15 protein-coding genes and 2 pseudogenes are annotated in these 19,351 nt (G+C 57.6%); 7 read left to right on the plus strand and 10 right to left on the minus strand.

Going from position 1 to position 19,351, the window contains the following annotated elements; all coding sequences use genetic code 11:
- Positions 1–51 precede the first annotated feature (51 nt).
- Positions 52–882, minus strand: a complete 831-nt coding sequence (locus J6524_RS08960) for a Crp/Fnr family transcriptional regulator (RefSeq protein WP_225670013.1) — start codon at positions 880–882, stop codon at positions 52–54.
- A 2,425-nt stretch (positions 883–3,307) separates the two neighbouring features.
- Between J6524_RS08960 and J6524_RS08965 the strand changes: the two genes are divergently transcribed.
- Positions 3,308–3,784 carry an Lrp/AsnC family transcriptional regulator gene (locus J6524_RS08965; protein WP_225670014.1) on the plus strand — a complete coding sequence of 159 codons (477 nt, stop codon included), beginning with the start codon at positions 3,308–3,310 and terminating at the stop codon, positions 3,782–3,784.
- 739 nt (positions 3,785–4,523) lie between these two features.
- Here the strand turns inward: J6524_RS08965 and J6524_RS08970 are convergent.
- Both J6524_RS08970 and J6524_RS08975 read right to left on the minus strand, forming a co-directional pair.
- Entirely contained in the window at positions 4,524–5,198 is a 675-nt protein-coding gene (locus J6524_RS08970; protein ID WP_225670015.1) for a 4'-phosphopantetheinyl transferase family protein, read from the minus strand.
- A gap of 434 nt (positions 5,199–5,632) precedes the next feature.
- A complete protein-coding gene (locus J6524_RS08975) occupies positions 5,633–5,878 on the minus strand; it encodes a hypothetical protein (RefSeq protein ID WP_225670016.1) in 246 nt (81 codons plus the stop codon).
- 955 nt (positions 5,879–6,833) lie between these two features.
- Here J6524_RS08975 and J6524_RS37870 point away from each other — a divergent pair.
- Together J6524_RS37870 and J6524_RS37875 are read left to right on the plus strand one after the other, a co-directional pair.
- Positions 6,834–6,920 (plus strand): annotated as a pseudogene (locus tag J6524_RS37870) (antitoxin MazE family protein); the annotation flags it as partial.
- Positions 6,883–7,269, plus strand: a complete 387-nt coding sequence (locus J6524_RS37875; protein ID WP_376712006.1) for a type II toxin-antitoxin system PemK/MazF family toxin — start codon at positions 6,883–6,885, stop codon at positions 7,267–7,269. The pseudogene J6524_RS37870 and the gene J6524_RS37875, both read left to right, overlap by 38 nt.
- A 332-nt stretch (positions 7,270–7,601) precedes the next feature.
- Here J6524_RS37875 and J6524_RS08990 read toward each other — a convergent pair whose 3' ends face one another.
- The gene (locus J6524_RS08990) at positions 7,602–8,258 is read right to left on the minus strand and encodes an FkbM family methyltransferase (protein ID WP_225670017.1); all 657 of its coding nucleotides are present in this window, start codon (positions 8,256–8,258) and stop codon (positions 7,602–7,604) included.
- A 478-nt stretch (positions 8,259–8,736) separates the two neighbouring features.
- Here J6524_RS08990 and gmd point away from each other — a divergent pair, with 478 nt between their 5' ends.
- From gmd to J6524_RS09005, 3 genes and pseudogenes are all read left to right on the plus strand, one after another.
- Entirely contained in the window at positions 8,737–9,822 is a 1,086-nt protein-coding gene (gmd, locus tag J6524_RS08995; RefSeq protein WP_225670018.1) for a GDP-mannose 4,6-dehydratase, read from the plus strand.
- The gene (gene fcl / locus J6524_RS09000; protein ID WP_312002360.1) at positions 9,803–10,756 is read left to right on the plus strand and encodes a GDP-L-fucose synthase; all 954 of its coding nucleotides are present in this window, start codon (positions 9,803–9,805) and stop codon (positions 10,754–10,756) included. Before gmd ends, fcl begins: the two co-directional genes overlap by 20 nt.
- A 147-nt stretch (positions 10,757–10,903) precedes the next feature.
- A pseudogene (locus J6524_RS09005) lies at positions 10,904–11,883 on the plus strand (tripartite tricarboxylate transporter substrate binding protein).
- A 154-nt stretch (positions 11,884–12,037) separates the two neighbouring features.
- Here the strand turns inward: J6524_RS09005 and J6524_RS09010 are convergent.
- The 6 genes from J6524_RS09010 to J6524_RS09030 form a co-directional block, all read right to left on the minus strand.
- Complete coding sequence (locus J6524_RS09010) at positions 12,038–12,193, minus strand: hypothetical protein (RefSeq protein ID WP_225670019.1); 156 nt, start codon at positions 12,191–12,193, stop codon at positions 12,038–12,040.
- Positions 12,194–12,522: 329 nt separating this feature from the next.
- On the minus strand, positions 12,523–13,887 hold the full coding sequence (locus tag J6524_RS09015) for a type II toxin-antitoxin system HipA family toxin (protein WP_225670020.1): 1,365 nt from the start codon (positions 13,885–13,887) through the stop codon (positions 12,523–12,525).
- Positions 13,884–14,162 carry a helix-turn-helix transcriptional regulator gene (locus tag J6524_RS09020; RefSeq protein WP_035728200.1) on the minus strand — a complete coding sequence of 93 codons (279 nt, stop codon included), beginning with the start codon at positions 14,160–14,162 and terminating at the stop codon, positions 13,884–13,886. Before J6524_RS09020 ends, J6524_RS09015 begins: the two co-directional genes overlap by 4 nt.
- A 406-nt stretch (positions 14,163–14,568) precedes the next feature.
- Positions 14,569–15,609 (minus strand): LLM class flavin-dependent oxidoreductase, encoded by a 1,041-nt coding sequence (locus J6524_RS09025; protein WP_312002363.1) that lies wholly within the window; start codon positions 15,607–15,609, stop codon positions 14,569–14,571.
- Complete coding sequence (locus tag J6524_RS37300) at positions 15,579–15,881, minus strand: LLM class flavin-dependent oxidoreductase (protein WP_283843280.1); 303 nt, start codon at positions 15,879–15,881, stop codon at positions 15,579–15,581. The genes J6524_RS09025 and J6524_RS37300 overlap by 31 nt, the downstream gene beginning before the upstream one ends.
- 711 nt (positions 15,882–16,592) lie before the next feature.
- Positions 16,593–17,198: a hypothetical protein gene (locus J6524_RS09030; protein ID WP_225670021.1), complete on the minus strand. Its 606-nt coding sequence runs from the start codon at positions 17,196–17,198 to the stop codon at positions 16,593–16,595.
- 1,352 nt (positions 17,199–18,550) lie between these two features.
- On the opposite strand from J6524_RS09030, the gene J6524_RS09035 reads away from it, so the two are divergent.
- Positions 18,551–19,300: a P-loop NTPase family protein gene (locus tag J6524_RS09035; protein ID WP_028351144.1), complete on the plus strand. Its 750-nt coding sequence runs from the start codon at positions 18,551–18,553 to the stop codon at positions 19,298–19,300.
- Positions 19,301–19,351 lie beyond the last annotated feature (51 nt).

Below are 19,351 nucleotides of genomic sequence, written 5' to 3' on the forward strand. Positions count from 1 at the left end.
TGCCGCCGGCAACGCGTCTGCAAGATGCAACTGAACGCCTGGGCGATCTTGCTAACCGCCTGCTCTTTTGCTGAGGGACTCAGAAAGGGCATAAGCGCCTGAAAGAAGCTTGTAACAGCCACATGCCTTTTGCTCGAGACCCTTGCGTTCATGGATCTGCAAGACACCACGCATCTTGCGAATTAACCTTTGTTCTTCGAATCGGATTAGCGTCTCGGTTACACCAGCGCGGCGCAACCCCAACGCGAACGAAAGGTAGTCATGGGTAATTGGAAGCACATGAGTGCCCAGAGCATCACTCGCCAAACAGAGCCAGCTCGCGAGCCGCTGTTCGCGATCGTGCCGAACCCCGCACAATCCCGTCTGAGCGCAATGCAAGGTCAACGCTTGAACGTACCGAAAAAGATGTTCTCGGATTTCAGGACGCTCCTTCGTCACCCGACGCAAATCCTCGACACGGATCCTGTGCGCACTTCCGGGAAAGAGCACAACAGATTGGTGCGTCGAAATATGCCCTACCACTAAGAGCGAAGCGCCGACGGCCCCCCAATGTCCTATCACCGCCGATTCAAGGATGCTTTCCGCCGCGACAATTCTCAGCGAGACGAGGCCCGACTCGATAAAATAGACGTAATCAAGATGCTTTTTCGGCTCCTGCAGGATCATGCGTTCTTTCAGCACGATCGGCTCAAGGAACTCGCCTATTGCCGCGAGGTCTTGCAGAGAAGGACTGGCGAGGATCGCATTTTTCACAAAGGAGCGCGTACGAGGACGCATCTTAACAGGCCGGTCGAGCATCGGCTGTTTGCCGGAGGCCTTCGTGAGCGCTGCATCTCTTGAGCCGTCAAGCGCTTCGCGGACGGTGGACACATGGTCGGTCATAATGCGGCCCCCCTCTCCCGACATGCGGCGGTCACCTCGCTGACACGTAACGAAAATTTGATTGGGACTGTAAGGACACTTTCATCCTGATTAATGCAATGAGCCTGGCGTTGAAGCTCAAATCCCGCGTTCGAGCGCCCTTCCTCGACGGATTCAATACCTTCCCTGTCGAACTGCTTCTCAAGTGCGGTGTCAGCCAGGGCGCCTCAGCCCGCCAACGCGAGCGTTGCGCGAGCCACCGCTCGATAGATTCCACGAGCGGTTGGCTGTTGCCGAACGAGACGGCGCCTCGGGGCTACCGCAACGGGTGTCCTTCTCGATGGCATAGAACTCGGCGATGTGCTTGAGCGTCTCGCCCACAATGGGCGAAGGACCAGGAGTAGTAAGTTCGCAGAAGTTACGCCGCGCGCCGATCGGCAGAATTGAGAGCAAAGGCTGAGTGTCGATGAAACAGCGTCGGCCAGCATGATCAAATTGAATCGAAGATTGAGTCCGACCATCGTTGGTGAAGCGCACGCCACCATCAACTCGTCGTTGGGCCGATGCCCTTCGTCCTCTAAGCTGGGTGACACCTTCCCGTCAGCTCGTCGTCAGCTTGCCTGAGTATCATTTGCAGCAGGGCGTAAGCAGCCCGAACTCACTGCGACGAAACGTACGCCGAAGCGACCCGCGAATCGCCATGTATAATCGAATCAGTGGCTTATCCACACACGCTGCCTGAGGTGACGAGCTGAGTCAGTCGGTGGACAGCGACAGCTTTACCCGCCGTTATCAACCGTATTCTATGGCGGTAGCTCCAGACCGATCGCGTAAAAAGCGAATAACTAGCGATTTCATAGCGCACTCCTTCCATCCAGACGACGATGATCGGAACAAATGTGGAGAGTGAGCTTCTCTATGGCTCCGTAATGAGACAGGACGGCCGAGATCGACATCTCGCAAACTCCGCCGGTAACAAAGGGCTCGTCCGTTGAAGCTTGTTGGCCTGGCTGTATTGGCAGTGGCGACTTCACGTGTGCTGCTACACGCAACCCAACGTGTCCCAGCCGCTTGAATTCACCAAAAAAAGGCCCCAAAACGCAGAAATTAACCGTAGATGCGCAGCTCATTGCATTAATCGAGATCTAGATATTCGTTAAAATTCAGCAATCCTCGCGAAGCGCTTAGCGAGCTGCTTCGCCAAGAACGTGCACATCAGACTTGGCCTCGCTGCACCTCACCTGCGGGCATGGTGGAAGCGGCGAAGACGTATGGTGAAACGGTGAAGACAATGTAGGGAGGCTATCTACGGAATGCCCGGCTAGAGGCAAACATCGCAAAGCTTCCATTTTGGCTCGATTGAGAGCCTATGATCTGTGGTGGCCCCGAGATAGCGCGCGAGGCTTGCATCTATCGACGCTACCTCGGTGACATGGATGTCACTGTCGGCCTGATCTTCCGGTCCCCCCAAACACACCTGAAATTCGTGATGAAGCCACGGTGCGGGGCTTCGAAGGATGACGCGGTTGACAAGTTTTCAAGGGTTAGTTGTTCCACACTGTGCCACATCTATGAGCAGTTCGATTGACGATAGCTTAAGTGAGATGAAATCAGTGCGGAACGACATTTGGCGTTGTCGTAAGTTGCTTCAAAACGAGTTGCCTGATGAGCAGCGAAAAATCATCGCGCAACGCTTGGTTGAACAGTGTTCTGCTTTCGATCGGCTCGTAGCGACCACATTTCCTTTCACGTTGAGGCTCAGGTCAACTTCAGTGCCTGTACCGCTCAACACCTAACCAAACTTAACCAGCATGAGCTCCTATCCTCTCTATCCTTCGGCTCCCCTGCGATCCAGCCCACTGAGTTGATCAATGGAAGTGAAATGGTGGCAAATGCGATGCATGATACCAGGCAGGATGTTGATTCCTATCATTGCATCGAGGTGATGGCCCCGGGGCGCCGGCGGCGACGATGGATAGGCGACGAGAATGCCCGCATCGTGGAGCAACGTTTTCAGAAGGGTGTGAACATTGTACGCGGTCTTTGGCGCAATTGCGTTGCCCGCGGAAGGCCGCCATCGGCCGCCAGCTTGAGCAAATCCGTCAGCAAGTCAGAGCGGAGAGGCCGCAATCTCCGGAAGCAAAAGAAAAAGCAGAGCCAGCTTGAAATTTCAGCATAGGCGCTTCTTTAAAGCGAACGATCTTTGCCGAAGGTGGGAGCAGCAGGTGATCGCACTAACGTCTCATACCACTCACGCCTCGACGTTAAGGTTCAATGGTCGATCTTACTCCGGCATGATGATCGGCTCCTGGCAGAGCAGAGTCATCACCCAGCGGCCAGGACGGTGCGATCGCCCACGCGGTCATTTGTTGAAATCATCGCATGCATTTGGGATATTTTGGACGATTTTCGGGATGAAATTCACCTCAAGGCCGGGGAGCCGACTATGCGATACGATCGGATAGACGCCCGCATCCTCGAGATCGTGCAAAAGAATAACCGCCTAACTTCCGAGGTGATCGGCGCATTGGCAGGGCTTTCTGCTACCGCGTGTCAACGCCGACTGAAGAGGCTCCGTTCGGAAGGCATTATCGAGGCCGATGTTTCAATCGTTTCGCCGAAAGCGGTGGGCAGACCCATTCAAATGCTGGTGCTGGTGACCCTGGAGCGAGAGCGTTCAGATATAATCGATAGATTCAAGAAGGCCATCAGATCGTCAGTTGAGGTCGTCAACGGCTTCTACGTCACCGGCGACGCGGACTTTGTCCTGTACGTTACCGCGCCCACCATGGAAGATTATGAGGAGTTCACTCGGCGATTCTTTTATGTGAACCCGGACATCAAGAGCTTCAAAACAATGGTCGTATTGGATCGCGTAAAAGCGGGCTTCGCTGTTCCAGTTGAGACACCATCCGAGAATTGACTACACGCTGATGCAGGCGTTTCACCCTGCGGATCGACGCATTTCGCGCTTTTCGTCACTTAATGGACATAGAACCGACGATGGATTGGCTCGGCCTGTCGATATTGATGAAGAAGGCTTTGAAAAGCTTCCGTTCTCCCTTTCGGTACGACAGCAAGCGATAGGTGTGCCGTACCTGCTACCTGAGCGGACGAGCTCCATTTGATCAGAGGCCTTGGATGAGTTGAGCCTCGCCCGTCGTTTGCTCAACCTCACGCAAAAGCGTCGAAAGGTCAGTACCTAATCTCGCGCCGATACGTTCAAGCAGCACAATGCTGACGGCCGATTGCCCGCTTCGAGCCCGCGTCGCTCCCACGAGATCGATGTTGCGCATCCCGCAGTTACATAGGGGTTCGATGTTGGCCCCAATGGCCATCGCTATTGCGACCGTGGGCATCATCGCGCGAAACCCGGATAACGGCAGCTAGTTGTGACCTGCCAGGCGATACTTGGTTTCCTGATTGAGAACCCACATGAGTGACCGGCATCTCAGGTCGCATTCGACCAGAAAGGGCTCGTTGGAGGACCTTGTCTAGTCGGATCAGGGGAACCGGGCGCTACGGACTCACACATATCAAGCTTCTTATCGGAATCAACGCCCGGCCTCACTTGCTTCCTAGAACAGAAGACCATTCTTCAATTGCACGGCACACTCGATGAGGTCCCCTGTGGCCTTCCCGCATTTAGGAGACGAGATGCATCACGCGCCTCGAAATCGCACGGCTAGTGCTAGAATTCCTCCGACAAATGGGCGATAGATTCCTTTTATGGTTCGACTGCCAAAACTAGTAGGCTTTTCTGGGTTGACAATCTCGGCCTCGAAGACCCCGCACTGGTCATTCGTTCTGACACTGACATCTTGAAAATCCAAGAATTCACCAGTTGCCGGCGCATATGATTTGTATACGGCTTCCTTTATTGCGAACAACAATTTCGGGCCGAAGCGACTGCTGGACCACTCCTTGCGCTCGATTTCCTCGTAGGTGCATACGAACGGCAAAAGGTCCGGTTCGAGCGGTTCTTGATCTTCAATGTCCAATCCCAGAGCGAGCACATTCTTGGAAATTCCGGCAACAGCTCCGCAATCAGATGAAGAGTGTGAAATGCTCCCGACGACTCCCGAAGGCCAAAGCGGAGCCCGATCTACTCTCGACAAAATCGGAACAGGAGCGAAACCCAATTTACGCAGTGCCTCATGAGCGTGATGCCGTCCCCAGGCGAACTCACGCCGACGACGAAGCGAGACGTTCCCCAACATGTCGTCTTCAGCCGGAAATGGGAGGGGAAACGGGTCATATATTGATCCGCCAGAAAAGCTGATGTCGTGTGCCAAAGCTGCGCCGATAGCAGCCCCTAACGTCGTGAGCGTTTTCATAGATTGGGCGAACCTTTGTTCTGGAAAAGTGTGAAGCTGCAAATCTGCACTTGCTTTACGATAGCTAACCTGAGACCGCAGACCACTCAAGGCTCGCAGCGTCCGAGACGAGGTCATGCTCTGCGACGCTCGATATTTCGACGGCAGGATCGGACCGATCGAGCGTGCATCGGACGAGCTCTGCGCTGACGCGACCCGCTTTCGAGATCGACAGCCGGCGCGCCACACCTGGCTGGCCGAATTGCATCACCATTGTCGGGGCTGTCGCAGAGTGCTCCGAGTGGACGGGTACGGCTTGGTGAGGCAGAGATCGGGGGCGCGTTGGTACTCTGCTTGTGGACCTCGAGCAGAATTATGTAGTCTCCATTATGATGTCGAACCCACGAGGGCGACTTTGTGCTGCGCGCACGTGCAACGAGCTCCATTCCGTTCGCTCACTGCATTTGATCCGTGCCGCGACCGATGAACTCGAGCACCGACTGCGCCTTGTGGATCTCACGTGCGAGGCAATTGAAGATCCGGGTCGCAGATTCAAGTGTGACGACAAGTCCAACCCTCTCGCATGATAGCTCAAAATGGTGCGCAACCTGTTCGTTGGTGGGTGCAATGCCACTTTGCAGCGAGCTCATCGCTAATGATGCGAGCATGTGCTCGACCACGTCTTTTTCGGCCTGAGTCAAGAAATGCTTCCTTCTGAATGTTGGCTCGCCTGTTATCGAGGTTGTGGTCGCCGTCGAAGGTCCGGCCAACGCCGCTCCGCTTCCACGCCTGTGTTGCCACGAGGGTCACATCATGCGGGCTCACGAAACTTGGCGCGAGACAGCTTCCGTCGACCTCCAGGATCTACTTCTGGGGCTGCGGTAAGCAGAGCAAGGCTCAAAGACGACCTTGCGCATACGATCTCGAAGGTTCGCGACATTTGCCAGATCCGCAGGCTCACCGATTGGGTGCTTCGCCGCGACACGAACTGGAAATCGGTGGCGTCGACTTCTACGCGCATGGCGGGGTCCGCAATTACACGAACATGTTGACCATGCGGCCGGCGCAACAGCCGGGGGCGCGGTGAGCAGTAGACTGAGGTTTCCCAACGTTCCCCACGAAAGGAGGAGATAGCGCAAGACATCACAGAGGACAGCTCCTTCGCAGTGGTACCGCGCTTCCTAAGAATTCGGCGCGCTCTCGCCACGTGCTACAAAGATCGTCTATGCATGCGCGCCTAAGAAAACCGTGCCACGCGCCTCAGCCAGTGCGGCGCACGCCTCACCCACATGGGGGACTCTGCCTTACGGGGAGGCCGGCCGCCCCAACCGCTTGCACGGACCTGATTTACCTTCCACGTCGCACTACTACGAGCCCTCTTACGAGCCCTCTTGGATTTGTAGATCTTCGATCCTTGACTCCGATCAGTTTCAACCTGCTATCACGCGAAGTGACTCAGCCTCTCAAAGCCCACACTGACTGAAAGCGTCACGAGGATGCTCGCGAACACACGAATCTCTCAATGCTAACGTTGCGTGGCACTCAAATTTGAGTTGCTAATGATGGGCTTTGGTCAACAAAAGCCTACAACCTGACGCAACGTGAGATTCAAGCTGTTTTTGTTGGGCTTGCGGTCTTCCGGGATTGGTACCCGATGTGCGGTCTCCATTCTTCCGCAAGCAGGCCCATCGTCAGTCACTTGCTGTTGCAGCCAGCAGCCAAGCCCGCAAGGAGCAGGCTTTCATCGACGACTGTCCGACCTGGACGGACGAGACGCGGCGAGATCTGGACCGTCGCTTGCGGCAAGAATTATGCAGGCAAGCCGCGCCCGCTCGTCATCGTGCAGGACAACAGTTTCAATGTGACCGGCTCAATCACCATTTGCGCCGTCGCCACCTATCCGACGGATGGCCGTTGTTCCGGCTCATCATCGAGCCGAATGGGTGCAACGGCTGCTCGCGACATCAGACTGATGGTAGACAAATCACAACCGTTCGCACCGTCAAGATCGGCAGGCGTGTTGGGTCGCGACGAGATATCGTACAGCTCAATCAGCGAAGATGGTGTTCCTCGGCATGGCCGTATCACCTAGGAACACGAAAATGAAGCCGTGGCGCACAACGATAGCCATTTTCCAGAGGGACGGAGACCTCAACACGAAATTCGGTTAGCCACTCTTACCTGGCATTGATGTTCATGCCTCGTGCCAGTCAACCTAGTTTGCGCTAGCGTTTCAAAGATGGTTTTAAGAAATCATCTCAGGAAAATAAGTGCGATGGAGGGATTCACTATCAGGTCTGTTCATCCTATTCGTCGTGACCCTGCTCGCCGACCGCACTGCAGGTAAGTACGGTCAGCGTCCGCCCATATTGGCCGAGGCCGACTATCTCTTCGGCGGCCTTGTACACGCACTCACAGCTCCTTCTACAGGCTCGTGTTCCTAAGCAAGACATCACCCTCGACTCCATGGGGATACTGCTTCACGACTTCGAACGATGGTAACAAGTCAAGAATGGCTTGCAGGGACTGCTGCCCTTCATAGAGCTCCTGGTCGCTGTATTCCGTATAGATAAAGCGCGTGTTGCTCAAGCTATGTCTGCCGCCAGCGATCACATCGGACTCGGCTCCCTGCACGTCCATCCAAATGAAATCGATGCGTTTTAAGTTCGCCTCATTGCACCAGTCGTCCAACCGTCGAGTTTCAACTGAGATGGGATGATCAAACCGAACCCAGTCATATTCCAGGAGGTGATTCTTGGGTCGGCGTATTGAGCCAGAGAGATCCCAGTCCTTGGCATCTCCATTTCCATTGCTTGGATGGAAATCGATCCTGCCATTTCGGTCACTGATCGCGATCTCAAATAGCTTCACCTTGTCGAGGTACCGATCCATGTTTTTCTTGAAGCGAGCAGCCGCGCGGGGATCTGGCTCAAAGCAGTAGAGCTGAGCCTGAGGGCAGAGCTCGACAAACTTTCGCGTATCGGTTCCGTCGTTGCAGCCGATATCCAAGATAACGGGATCCGGCTTTTGAAGAAGAGAAACAATCTGCTGATGTACTGTTAAGGAAGATGTGGGTTCCATGGAAATATGCAGTCTCTTAGAGAAGGCCTGCCGAAGCCTAGCAGCAGTCCTGTCGAGAACTTTTGGAGCGCTCGGCAGCTGGCCTACTTACAGGGCCTCGCGGAGGTCCGTTGAACTTTGTCTTTGAATTCTCGATTACACGCACGCCCCTCCTGCGCAATGTATATCAATGTATACATAGTGCACTTGCCGGCGTGACGATAATCGGATGGATTATGTGCGCCTCTCGATCAACTCGTGCCTTTTTAGAATGTGGTCGCCAGCGTATCGCGGGCTCTTCAACAGGCGCGCAGTACCATGTCATTGCTGCCGAAATCAAAGTAGCTCGTCACAATCGCACCACAGCACAAGGCAAAAGGCGGGCTCCAGCATTAATTGCCCGGTCGATGCTGATTCTGCGGCCTACCGCCCGATTTGAATCGACTTTCAGTTAGACTTCGCAAATGACGGCCCTCCCTTGCGCGTAACCGGAGAGAGAATGATGGCCCTGGACTCAAAGCGGCGCGTGGCGCTGATCACCGGCGTCACCGGCCAGGACGGCGCCTACCTTGCCGAATATCTGCTCGGGCTCGGCTATACCGTCCACGGCGTCAAGCGGCGGTCGTCCTCGTTCAACACCGCGCGGATCGACCACCTCTACCAGGACCCGCATTCCAACAACGTGCCGTTCCTGCTGCACTACGGCGACATGACCGACTCGACCAACCTGATCCGGCTGATGCAGCAGATCAGGCCGACCGAGATTTATAACCTCGCCGCCCAGAGCCATGTCGGCGTCAGCTTCGAAAGCCCGGAATATACCGCCAACGCCGACGCGATCGGCGTGCTTCGGCTGCTCGAAGCGATTCGGATCCTCGGCATGGAGAAGGAGACGCGGTTCTATCAGGCCTCGACCTCGGAACTCTATGGTCTGGTGCAGGAAGTGCCGCAGAAGGAGACCACGCCGTTCTATCCGCGCTCGCCGTACGGCGTCGCGAAGCTTTACGGCTATTGGATCACGGTCAATTACCGCGAGGCCTACGGCATGTTTGCCTCGAACGGCATCCTGTTCAACCATGAGAGCCCGATCCGCGGCGAGACGTTCGTCACCCGCAAAATCACCCGCGGCGTCGCCCGCATCGAGGTCGGCCTCGACGAGGCGATCTATCTCGGCAATCTCGAGGCCAAGCGCGACTGGGGCCATGCGCGGGATTATGTCGAGGGCATGCACATGATCCTGCAGGCCGACAAGCCCGACGATTTCGTGCTCGCCACCGGCGAGACGCGCTCCGTGCGCGAGCTGATCGAAGTCGCCTTTGCCGAAGTCGGCCGCAGCATCGAATGGCGCGGCAAGGGCGTCGACGAGACCGGCGTCGACAAGAAGTCCGGCAAGACCGTGATCAGGATCGATCCGGAGTATTTCCGGCCCACGGAGGTCGACCTTCTGATCGGCGACGCCAGCAAGGCGCGGGAGAAGTTGGGCTGGAAGCCCAAGACCTCCTTTGCCCAGATGGTCAAGGAGATGGTCGCGAGCGACCTCGCAGACGCGCGGCGGGAGGCGGCGGGTGGCAAGCATACCGTTTGAGCTGAAAGGCAAGACGGTCTACGTCGCCGGCCATCGCGGCATGGTCGGTTCCGCGCTGGTGCGCCGGCTAGCGCGGGAAGACGTCGAACTGCTGACAACGACCCGCAACGAGGTCGATCTGCGCGATCAGGCCGCCGTCGACCACTGGTTCGCCGCCACGCGTCCGCAGGTGGTATTTCTGGCCGCCGCCAAGGTCGGCGGCATCGCCGCCAACAACATGCTGCGCGCCGAATTCCTGTACGACAATCTGGCGATCGCGACGAACGTGATCCACGCGGCGTATGTCCATGGCGCCGAGAAGCTGATGTTCCTCGGTTCGTCCTGCATCTATCCCAAGCTAGCGCCGCAGCCGCTGCGCGAGGAGTCGATGCTGACGGGGCCGCTGGAGCCGACCAACGAGCCTTATGCGATTGCGAAGATCGCCGGGATCAAGATGGTGGAGGCCTATCGCAGCCAGTATGGCGCCGACTTCATCAATGTGATGCCGACCAATCTCTACGGCCGCGGCGACAATTATCATCCCGAATACAGCCACGTCGTCGCCGCGCTGATCCGCCGCTTCCATGAGGCGAAGCAATCCGGCGCCAGCGAGGTCGTGGTGTGGGGCACCGGCACGCCGCGGCGCGAATTCCTCTATGTCGACGATCTCGCGGATGCCTGCATCCATTTGATGAAGACCTATTCGGATGGCGAACTGGTCAATATCGGCACCGGCGAGGACATCACGATCGCCGAATTCGCCCGTGTCGTGGCGGCAACCGTCGGCTACACCGGCGAGATCAGTTTTGACACCTCGCGCCCGGATGGCACGCCGCGCAAGCTGCTCGACGTCAGCCGGCTGGCCAAGCTCGGCTGGCGGGCCAGCACCAAGCTCGAAGATGGCATCAGGCTCGCATATCAGGCTTTCCTCAGTGAGCACGCGGTGAACGCCTAGCGTCCCGGGTCAGAGGCCTGTTAGGCCACGTCACCGCGGCAACGTTTCGCGCTTCTCCCGGCGAAAACCGGTATCCGTTTTTCTCGATCATGCTCTAGGATACTAACGCCGAGCGGCCGCAGGAGCCGCCGGCGCAGTGGAGGAAGCATGATGCAATATCGCCGTCGCCAATTCCTACAGCTCATGGCCGCTGCGTCTGCACTTCCGGCCGCATCAAGCATCGCCAGCGCGCAGGCCTATCCCTCGCGCCCCGTTCGCCTCGTGATCGGCTACACGCCCGCGGGTCGGCTGATCTCACGTCGCGCCTGATGAGGCAGTGGTTGTCGGAAAGGCTCGGACAATCCTTCGTCATTGAAAACCGTCCGGGCGGCGGCACCAACATCGCGACCGGGCAGGTGCTGCGCGCCATGCCTGATGGCTATACGCTGCTGCTGGTCGCGCCGGCGAACGTCATCAATGCCACGCTCTATGACAAGCTGCCCTTCGATTTCCTGCGCGAGATGGAGCCGACCGCGGGCATCATCCGCTTTCCCAATGTCGTGGTGGTGCATCCGTCGTTGCCGATCAAGTCGATCCCCGAACTAATCGCCTATGCCAAGGCCAATCCGGGCAAGCTCAACATGGCCTCATCAGGCAACGGCTCGACCATCCACATGTCGGGCGAACTGTTCAAGATGCTGACCGGCACCAACATGCAGCATGTGCCATACCGCGGCGGTGCGCCGGCGCTGACCGATATGCTGTCCGGCCAGATGCATGTGATGTTCGACAACCTGCCGACCTGCGCCGAGCGTGTCAAATCCGGCAAGCTGCGCGGGCTCGCGGTCACCAGCACGACGCGTTCGGACGTGTTGCCCGATCTGCCGCTGGTCGCCGACTACTTGCCGGGCTACGAGGCCAGCGCCTGGTATGGCCTCGCCGCACCAAAGGGCACCCCGGCGGAAATCGTCAACACGCTGAACAAGGCGGTGAACGAAATCCTCGCCGCCCCCAAGGCAAAGGTGCGATTTGCCGAGATCGGTGCGATCCTGCTGCCGGGCTCGCCCAGCGATTTCGGCAAGCTGGTGGCAGACGAAACCGAGAAATGGGACAAGGTTGTAAAATTCGCCGGCGCCAAGGTGGACTAGTGGCGGTGAAACTGCCCGGCGGGCAGCTCGCCCTCCATAGGCTCTCCGGAGCGACGACGTGCCCTCGATTCGGCAGCGCCAGGCGGATCGTCGACGCGCACCGCCCCTCGTAGGGCCAAAAGATCGAATTTTAGGCGCGTTCCTAGGCCCTCGGTTACGTCGCGGCGCGCGCTTCGTTCGGCGAGCCTGCCGTTGCGGCGACAACGGGGTCACCGGCCGTGCTCGAAGTGGCTTCGACCAGCTCGGGTTCCTCCGGCTCTTCCGCTTGCGGATGTTCTAGCGCCTCCAGAATCGTTCGACCGTCGTCCATGATGGCTACTCTTCAGCTTGGCGGACATCCAAACGCTGACTGAAGGTGTCGAGATCTGGCGCGAGAGCAGTCAGACGCTTAATGCGTGCGACCCAATCCGATCCGCTCGTGTGGAAGATCTCGAGATATTGCTTTACGACCAGGATCGTGGCGTGCCCCTCGTGCTGCCGGCTAATATCTTCAGATGAATAATTGAAAACTCAGGCGCCGCTCAGCATGAGATGAGCGTGCACATTAGCCCTTCCTGACCTGCGGCGCGCGACCTATGTGCAATCAACGTCGAAGAGTAAGCTTAACCTCACCCCCGCGACGCATTTCTGCAAAAATGTTCAAGAGAATCCTGGGGGACGCGTGGTGGCCTCGGGATCAGGGTCCTTTTCGGGCTCGTCCTCGACATCGCTTTTCAGATTCCGCAGCATGTCGCGGCAATAGCCGGCGACGTAGTCCGAGATTTGCTGGTAGACCGGAGACTTCTTCAGCGCGTTCAACTCTTCGACGACAGACGGCAGTGCATCGAGGACAGCCTGAGACAATTCGCCGACGCGGCGCCTCACCTGCGCGCCGGAAAGCTGGTTTTCCTCCGCCATCCGATCCCAATGTCGGGCGTAGATGTAGTGACCGCGGTTCTTGCCGGCGATCTTCATCGCCAGGTTTCGCGTGACGTCCGGATAGATGTCGCCGTTCATGACGTCGTAGAGCGGCGCCATGGAGACGCCGCCGCTCGGCTGCAGCAGCAGCGAATAGTTCTTCGAATGCGCATCGACGTTTCCGCAGAGAACGTTGAAGACAAAGAAATCGACGAAACGGGCGGCGTTGAAGGCGCCTGCCTGCGTGTTCCGCAGAACGTCAAAGCAGTCTTTCAGGGTTGGTCCACGCAGCTTGGTCGCCGGATTGGATTCGTATTTGGTCGACGGGATGTGCCCCGTGGCCTGGCAGAAATCCTCCTGATGGATTCTGCGGAGGCTTCGCCCGTGAGGCTCGCGGTCGTAGCGCTTCACCAGCAGGTAGTCGAGATCCTCCGCCTTTCCGATCGTACATTCGGCGACGGGCAGCTTGACCTTGGCCGCCAAGCGAAGACAGAAGGCCTCGTTCTCGACGGCGTTGCTGAAGTGCTTGTTGGCCGGCTTGAGGATATGCGTCGTCGGCGCGCCATCGAGCGCGAGGCCGACGCCGCCGTCCGGATACTGGACTACAGGAAGCTTGTCCTGCGCGCCGGCCAAAGACATGTGGATGCCCTCCTCGCCGACGAGAAGCGGCTTCTCCGGAAGGCGCCGAATGGCGGCGGCGAGTTCCGCTTCGGTGAGCCGCTTATAACGCGGCGTCCGCTTCGGTCGCTGGTCGGCGGGCCGGTAGACTTCGAGTGCGCCCGGAAGATCCTCTCCCAACTCCTCAAGGAGCGCGAACACGTTCGCCTCCGGAATCTTGAGGATGGTGCCCACCGTCCTCAGCGTCCGGCCTTCTGGCAGTAGGTTCAAAAACCATCGGTACACGACGTCCGGCTCGTGAACGCGCTGAGCGAGCGGCATGCGGATCGAGACGGCGAACGCCTGAGGATCCTTCACCCACGCTTCATCGTAGACGAACTCGATGTCCTGAATTTGCTCCGAGCGCCGGCGCAGCAGCCCGACGAGCTTGTCGCCGCACCGGACTTCCAGGGTCTCGCCGGCGCCGCCCGCTTTCGGCTTGCTCGTCATGACGGCGTGAAGTTATCAGGGTCGAAGGTTTCGGATTCCTCGCTGGCCGACCGAGCCGCCGGCACAGGGCTCATTTCCGCCGCCAACCGGATGCCGAGCGCGTGCAGCAGGCGGAGGACCAGACCGACCTGGCTTGTCTCCTTGCCATTCTCGATGTCGACGATAAACCGGACGCCGACGTTCGCTGCCAAGGCGAGGTCCTGCTGCCGAAGACCTAAGGAGGTCCGCCGGTTCCGGATCGTCTCGCCGAGTTCTGAGGTGGTCGTGATGGTCATGTCATTTTCCCGAGCGGGAATATTAGCCCCGAAAGGGCATTCCAGCAAGCCTGAATTTACCGATCGGGAAAACTAACGCTTAAATGGGGTTCCACACAGCGAAATTTTCCCGAGCGGGAAAATATCTGCTCAGAACCGCCTGCGACACGATCCAATTTACCGATCGGGAAATCTGATCCAAGTCTATCGGCGGCTAAACGTGAGAACCGCCACGATCATGGGGTGATCGCGCTTCGCGCGTGCTGATCTTGATCGCAGTTCCGCGGCAATCATGCCTCACCAAAACGGCGTGGTGCGGGCCAGCACACAGGCTTCTTCGGACTGTGAGCGAGGCGTGGCCGATTTCCTCAGTGGCTGCCGGCCACTAACCCACCCGCGCATTCGGGCAGATCCCATCGTGGTGCTATCAGTCGACATTGGTCGACTTAGCGAAGGACTCGCGTGAGGCCATCGGAATGGCGCCTCCGCGGGTCGGGTCCGCGAACGTGCCACCCGCCGCGGCGTAGTCCTTACCTGTACAACGCTCGAGCACGATGCCTATCGCCTCGACATTCGGGATGTCCGACTCGCTCAGCTCGGGCATCGATGGCTTGCGGGCAAGTGCCGCCTCTACGTAGGGAGCCAGCTCCTCTTCTTTACGTCGGACGCGCTCGTCTTCCCGTTCTTTCAGAGCAGGCATGACCTCTTTGGCGAACAGCTCGAGTGCCTCACAAATATGCTCGTGCTTATTCGTGCCGCACTGCTGGATAAAGATCATCTGGTCGATACCGACATCAGCATACCCCATGAGATGCTCGCGAACGCTCCTGGGCTGTCCGATGCTGCCTGAGCCTGGCGTCTCCTTCATCTCGTCCTTGATCGATTGGAAGCGCCGCCACAAATTCGTGCGCCCAGGACGGTGTTCGCCATATACCGCATAATGCGCGATCGAATAGCCGAAGAACTTGAAACCATCGAGTCCTCGGCGCATAGCTTCTTCGGCGTTCTCATGAACCATCATACCGTTGAGAGCGGCGATGTTGGCGTTTACCGAATGCCCAATGGGCACGCACTCATCGGACTTGATTATTTGATAATATTCGTCACGCCAAACTTTCGCTTGCGACGCCTCCACAAATCCAAAAACCAGCGCCCCTACCCCGTGACGCGCGGCACGCAAAATACTTTCGCGCCGGGAACACGCCATCCAGATCGGTGGGTGCGGCTTCTGGACCGGCTTTGGCACGATGTTACGGGTCGGCATTGTGAAGAATTGCCCATCGTACCCGGGATATGGCCGCATCGTCATCATATTGGCGGTCTGCTCGCCCCCTTCCCGCCACATGGCATTTTTCTGCTCGGGCTCTATCCCAAAGCCATGCATCTCGATCAGCGATGCGGATTCTCCGGTCCCCCACTCAGCGCGCCCCCCAGAGATCAGATCGAGCGTCGCCAGGCGCTCCGCCACCCGCGCCGGATGGTTGTATTCGGGGAGGAGAGGCAAATGCCGTGACCAATGCGAATAGTCTTTGTACGCTGGGAGACGGCCCCCAGAAATACTTCCGGTGCGGATGAGTGGGAGTATTCCTCGAGGAAATGATGCTCAACCTCCCACATGTAATCGAATCCGAGCCGATCGGCCAGTTCGATCTGCTCCAGCGCATCACTGAACAATTTTCGCTCGCTGCCGTCCTCCCAAGGCTGCGGCAACTGGTGTTCATAAAACAGTCCAAACTTCATCCGCTTTCTCCCGGTGCACGACGGTCATAAACCCGCTTCAAATTTTCTGGCCACGGCGCAGCATCACGCTGTGACAGTTGGCTGGGCACCATGTACTCCGTTCTCTTCGTTGAAAAATCTTGCGCGCCGATCGGAGCTCTCCGTCTCACTCGACCCGCCCGATCTGCTGGAACGGCTTGCCGCGCCCTGCGAAGGTAGCGCGCAGCGCCTCATACGCGACTATTCCGGACAAGGCCGACTGAAAGGCAGGCTCGCCAGCGCGCCGCGAAACCGAAGCCCCACCTGGATGTGCCTCTCTGCCGACGATCAGACACGATTGAGGGACAATGCCGCTGCTGGCCGAATGACAGCGGCACCACGAAGGACGTTGGTTCAATTGTCGTGACCGCACTCAAAAATGCAGCATTTATGGCATTGATTTGGATCAACTGAGCAAGTCTCATCTAAACTCCCGGGCCGGTGCTACGATATCGCCATTGTCGTAGCGGATTCTTTACCGGCGCGGAGCAATCGGCGTGCCACAAGACCTTCGGTGCGAGCCGCTCGAATAGGAAAACGATGTGCTTTGCCGACGGACTACTACCTGCTCAGTGTCGGGCTCTGGAAAATTGACGTCTTCAACCGGACACGGCCGAACACGACAACACGTGCGTCAAACGAAGACCGTTGGTCCTGTGACGAGCTCGAATGCCTGCTCGAGGATCATGTTCCTTATAGCGACTTCACGACCGGGGCGCTTGTCATCTCAGCATGCAGTAGGCGACGTGGTGGTCTCGGGCATTCTGAGCTCGGCAGCTCGCAGCCGGCAGGGTGTGCTTGCGCTACGTGCAATACCCTTTCGGCTCCCCAGTGGCGGATGTCCTTGGCGGTGTGCAACCTCTTGCTGATCTTTCGCAGGCGCTGCTCGAACTCCTCGGCGTTCGCTTGATCCAGCGTATCTCTGCTCACTTGCTGCGACTCTTTGTGGGAATCGTGATTGGAAATCTGGCCTTGTAGCTCTCTGGCGATATCCGCCATCGCACGGTGGCACACCACCTCTTCCGGCCATGTAATGAAACCGTTCACCAGGTTCGCCAGTCCCTGCTGGGTAAACTCAGAGAGCCGGGCGGCGCGAAGGACCTCACCCGCGATTGCGACTGTGGCTTGGCGACAGACAGCCGCTTCTCGCCACTTGCCGAAACCGTTCACCAGCTTCGCCAAGTCCTGCTGATTGATATGAGACAGCTGGTCGTCGCCGCGGCGAAGGACCTCACCCGCAATCGCGAATATGGCTTTGCGAGAGACAGCTTCTTTTGGCCACTTGCTGAAACCGTTCACCAGGTTCGCCAGTCCCCGCGGGGTAAATCAGAGAGCCGGGCATGGCGGTCTGCACGGCGAAACACCTCACCCGCGAGTGCGATCGCGGCTTGGCGAGAGCCGTCTCTTCTGGCCACTTGCTGAAACCGTTCACCAGTAGTCCTAGACTTTGGCTGTTCAACTCCTGAAGCGCTCGGCTTTCATCGTGACAACATTCGGCGATTCTGATCGTTGCACTACGGCATTCCCCCACTCTTGAGTGTCGACCGAATGATGATGCGAACAACGAAAGGGCTCTGAGCCCGACTTCCTTAATCAGAGCCTTATCAAGCCGCGACACACATGCAGCTATGCACTCGCACGCTTGGATACCTGCCTGACCTCCGGCCTGCCGGCTCACCGCGTTGCATGTCGTAGCGTACCCCAACGATTTCCCGGCGCGGATGTCTTCTTCGAAGCCTGCCACAAATCGAAATTGGAAATCCGCGGCGGCCTTTTGCAGAAAGGTTGCGTGGTCCACCATCCGCAGCTGCTTGTCGTGCTTCAGCACTGCAGCCGAGAATTCACCGATCTCGCTTAGCGCTTCACTAAGTTTCATCAGAACGTACACAACGTCATTACGAGATCGCACCAGGGGTGCTCTGCGCGGCTACACCGTCGCAGCGCCGCTTTCTCCGGGCCGGAACCCCGGCCGGACAAAGATTGTCCTTTGCAGTGGAAGCGCGTCTGTTCGCGAGCTTCTGATAAGTTGATCGCGGCTGGCAGCATGCGACCTGCGCAATTGCAGCTTACATTACCAAGCATTCAGCATCGTAATCATCCGACACTCCCCAGGCCACATCGCGACTTTGCTCTCTTTCAGTGTCATTCCAACAACCGGCGAAAGCGCCTCCCATCCTGGCACAAGCTGCACCTGAATAATCGATCATCATCCGCAAGCGAGACGGTCGACTCCGCAAGCCATACCGCTCGAATTGATTTCTCAAATGAGCCATAGAGGCCTGCGTGGTTAGCCTTGGTCATCGTTCTTCCAAGCCTACAACCTGACGCTACGTGAGATTCAAGCCGTTTGATGCTCATCGATATAACGGCGATGTACTGCTGATGATGGTCGCGGTGATCATCGCCGCAGTCGACTTTTTCCGACGGAGTCGATCGCAGTTTACAAACCTGACGTGGAACACCGTTCACAGCAACTAGTCGTCTGTATTCCAACGTCACTGATGGCTCGCATTAAAAATTCCCCACCAATCACGTTGGTGACTCGTCAAAGATTCCACTATCCCTTGTTTCTGCCATGTTCGCATCCAAAGCAGAGATTTGCCGATTGCACACGTCGCGGTCGGCGGTAGCGAGTGCTTTAGGGGGATTCCATGACAAAGCCGGTTGTGATTGTGGTGGGTGCGGACAAGGGTGGGGTCGGCAAGACGACCGTATCCCGAACGCTTCTGGACTATTTCAATACCAATAACGTGCAGACACGCGCATTCGATACTGAGTCGCCGCGAGGAACGTTGAAGCGATTCCACCCCGAGATCACCGAGATCGTCGACATGACCACGACTGCGGATCAGATGAAGATCTTCGACACACTGAACTCAGGGCTATCCGTCACGGTGATCGACGCCCGCGCAGGCTTGCTGTCCCCGGCGCTGGCATCCTTGCGCGACATCGGTTTTCTGGATGCCGCGCGGTCCGGCCAGATCACCTTTGCCGTATTCCACATCTTGGGATCATCCATCGCTTCCCTGGACGAGATCGCCGAGACGTCCAGTTTCATGACTGGTGCAAAGTATTTTCTGGTCAAGAACTTCATCAACGACACTCAATTCTTCCAGTGGGACGAGTCGACCTACAACTCCTATTTCCACCGAATCAAGAACGCGACCGAGCTGACGATCCCCAAGCTCAACGAGATGGCCTATGAGCAGGTCGAAGTTGCTTCCGTCCCGTTCGTCAACTTTGTAGCCAATAAAGGTCGGAACGAGGATGCCGCGAACCACTCCTTCGTGCTGCGCGGCTACGTTCGGCACTGGCTCGCGAATGTCTGGCGCGAATATGATCGCATTAACTTGACCGACTTGGCCGGCGCCAAGTCAGTGACCCGTGGTGGTGAAAAATAGTCGATCGTTCGGCGATCGAACGGGCTGAGCCACGTATGAAGTTCGCTTAAT

This window comes from Bradyrhizobium hereditatis (assembly GCF_020329435.1).
Classification (GTDB): domain Bacteria; phylum Pseudomonadota; class Alphaproteobacteria; order Rhizobiales; family Xanthobacteraceae; genus Bradyrhizobium; species Bradyrhizobium hereditatis.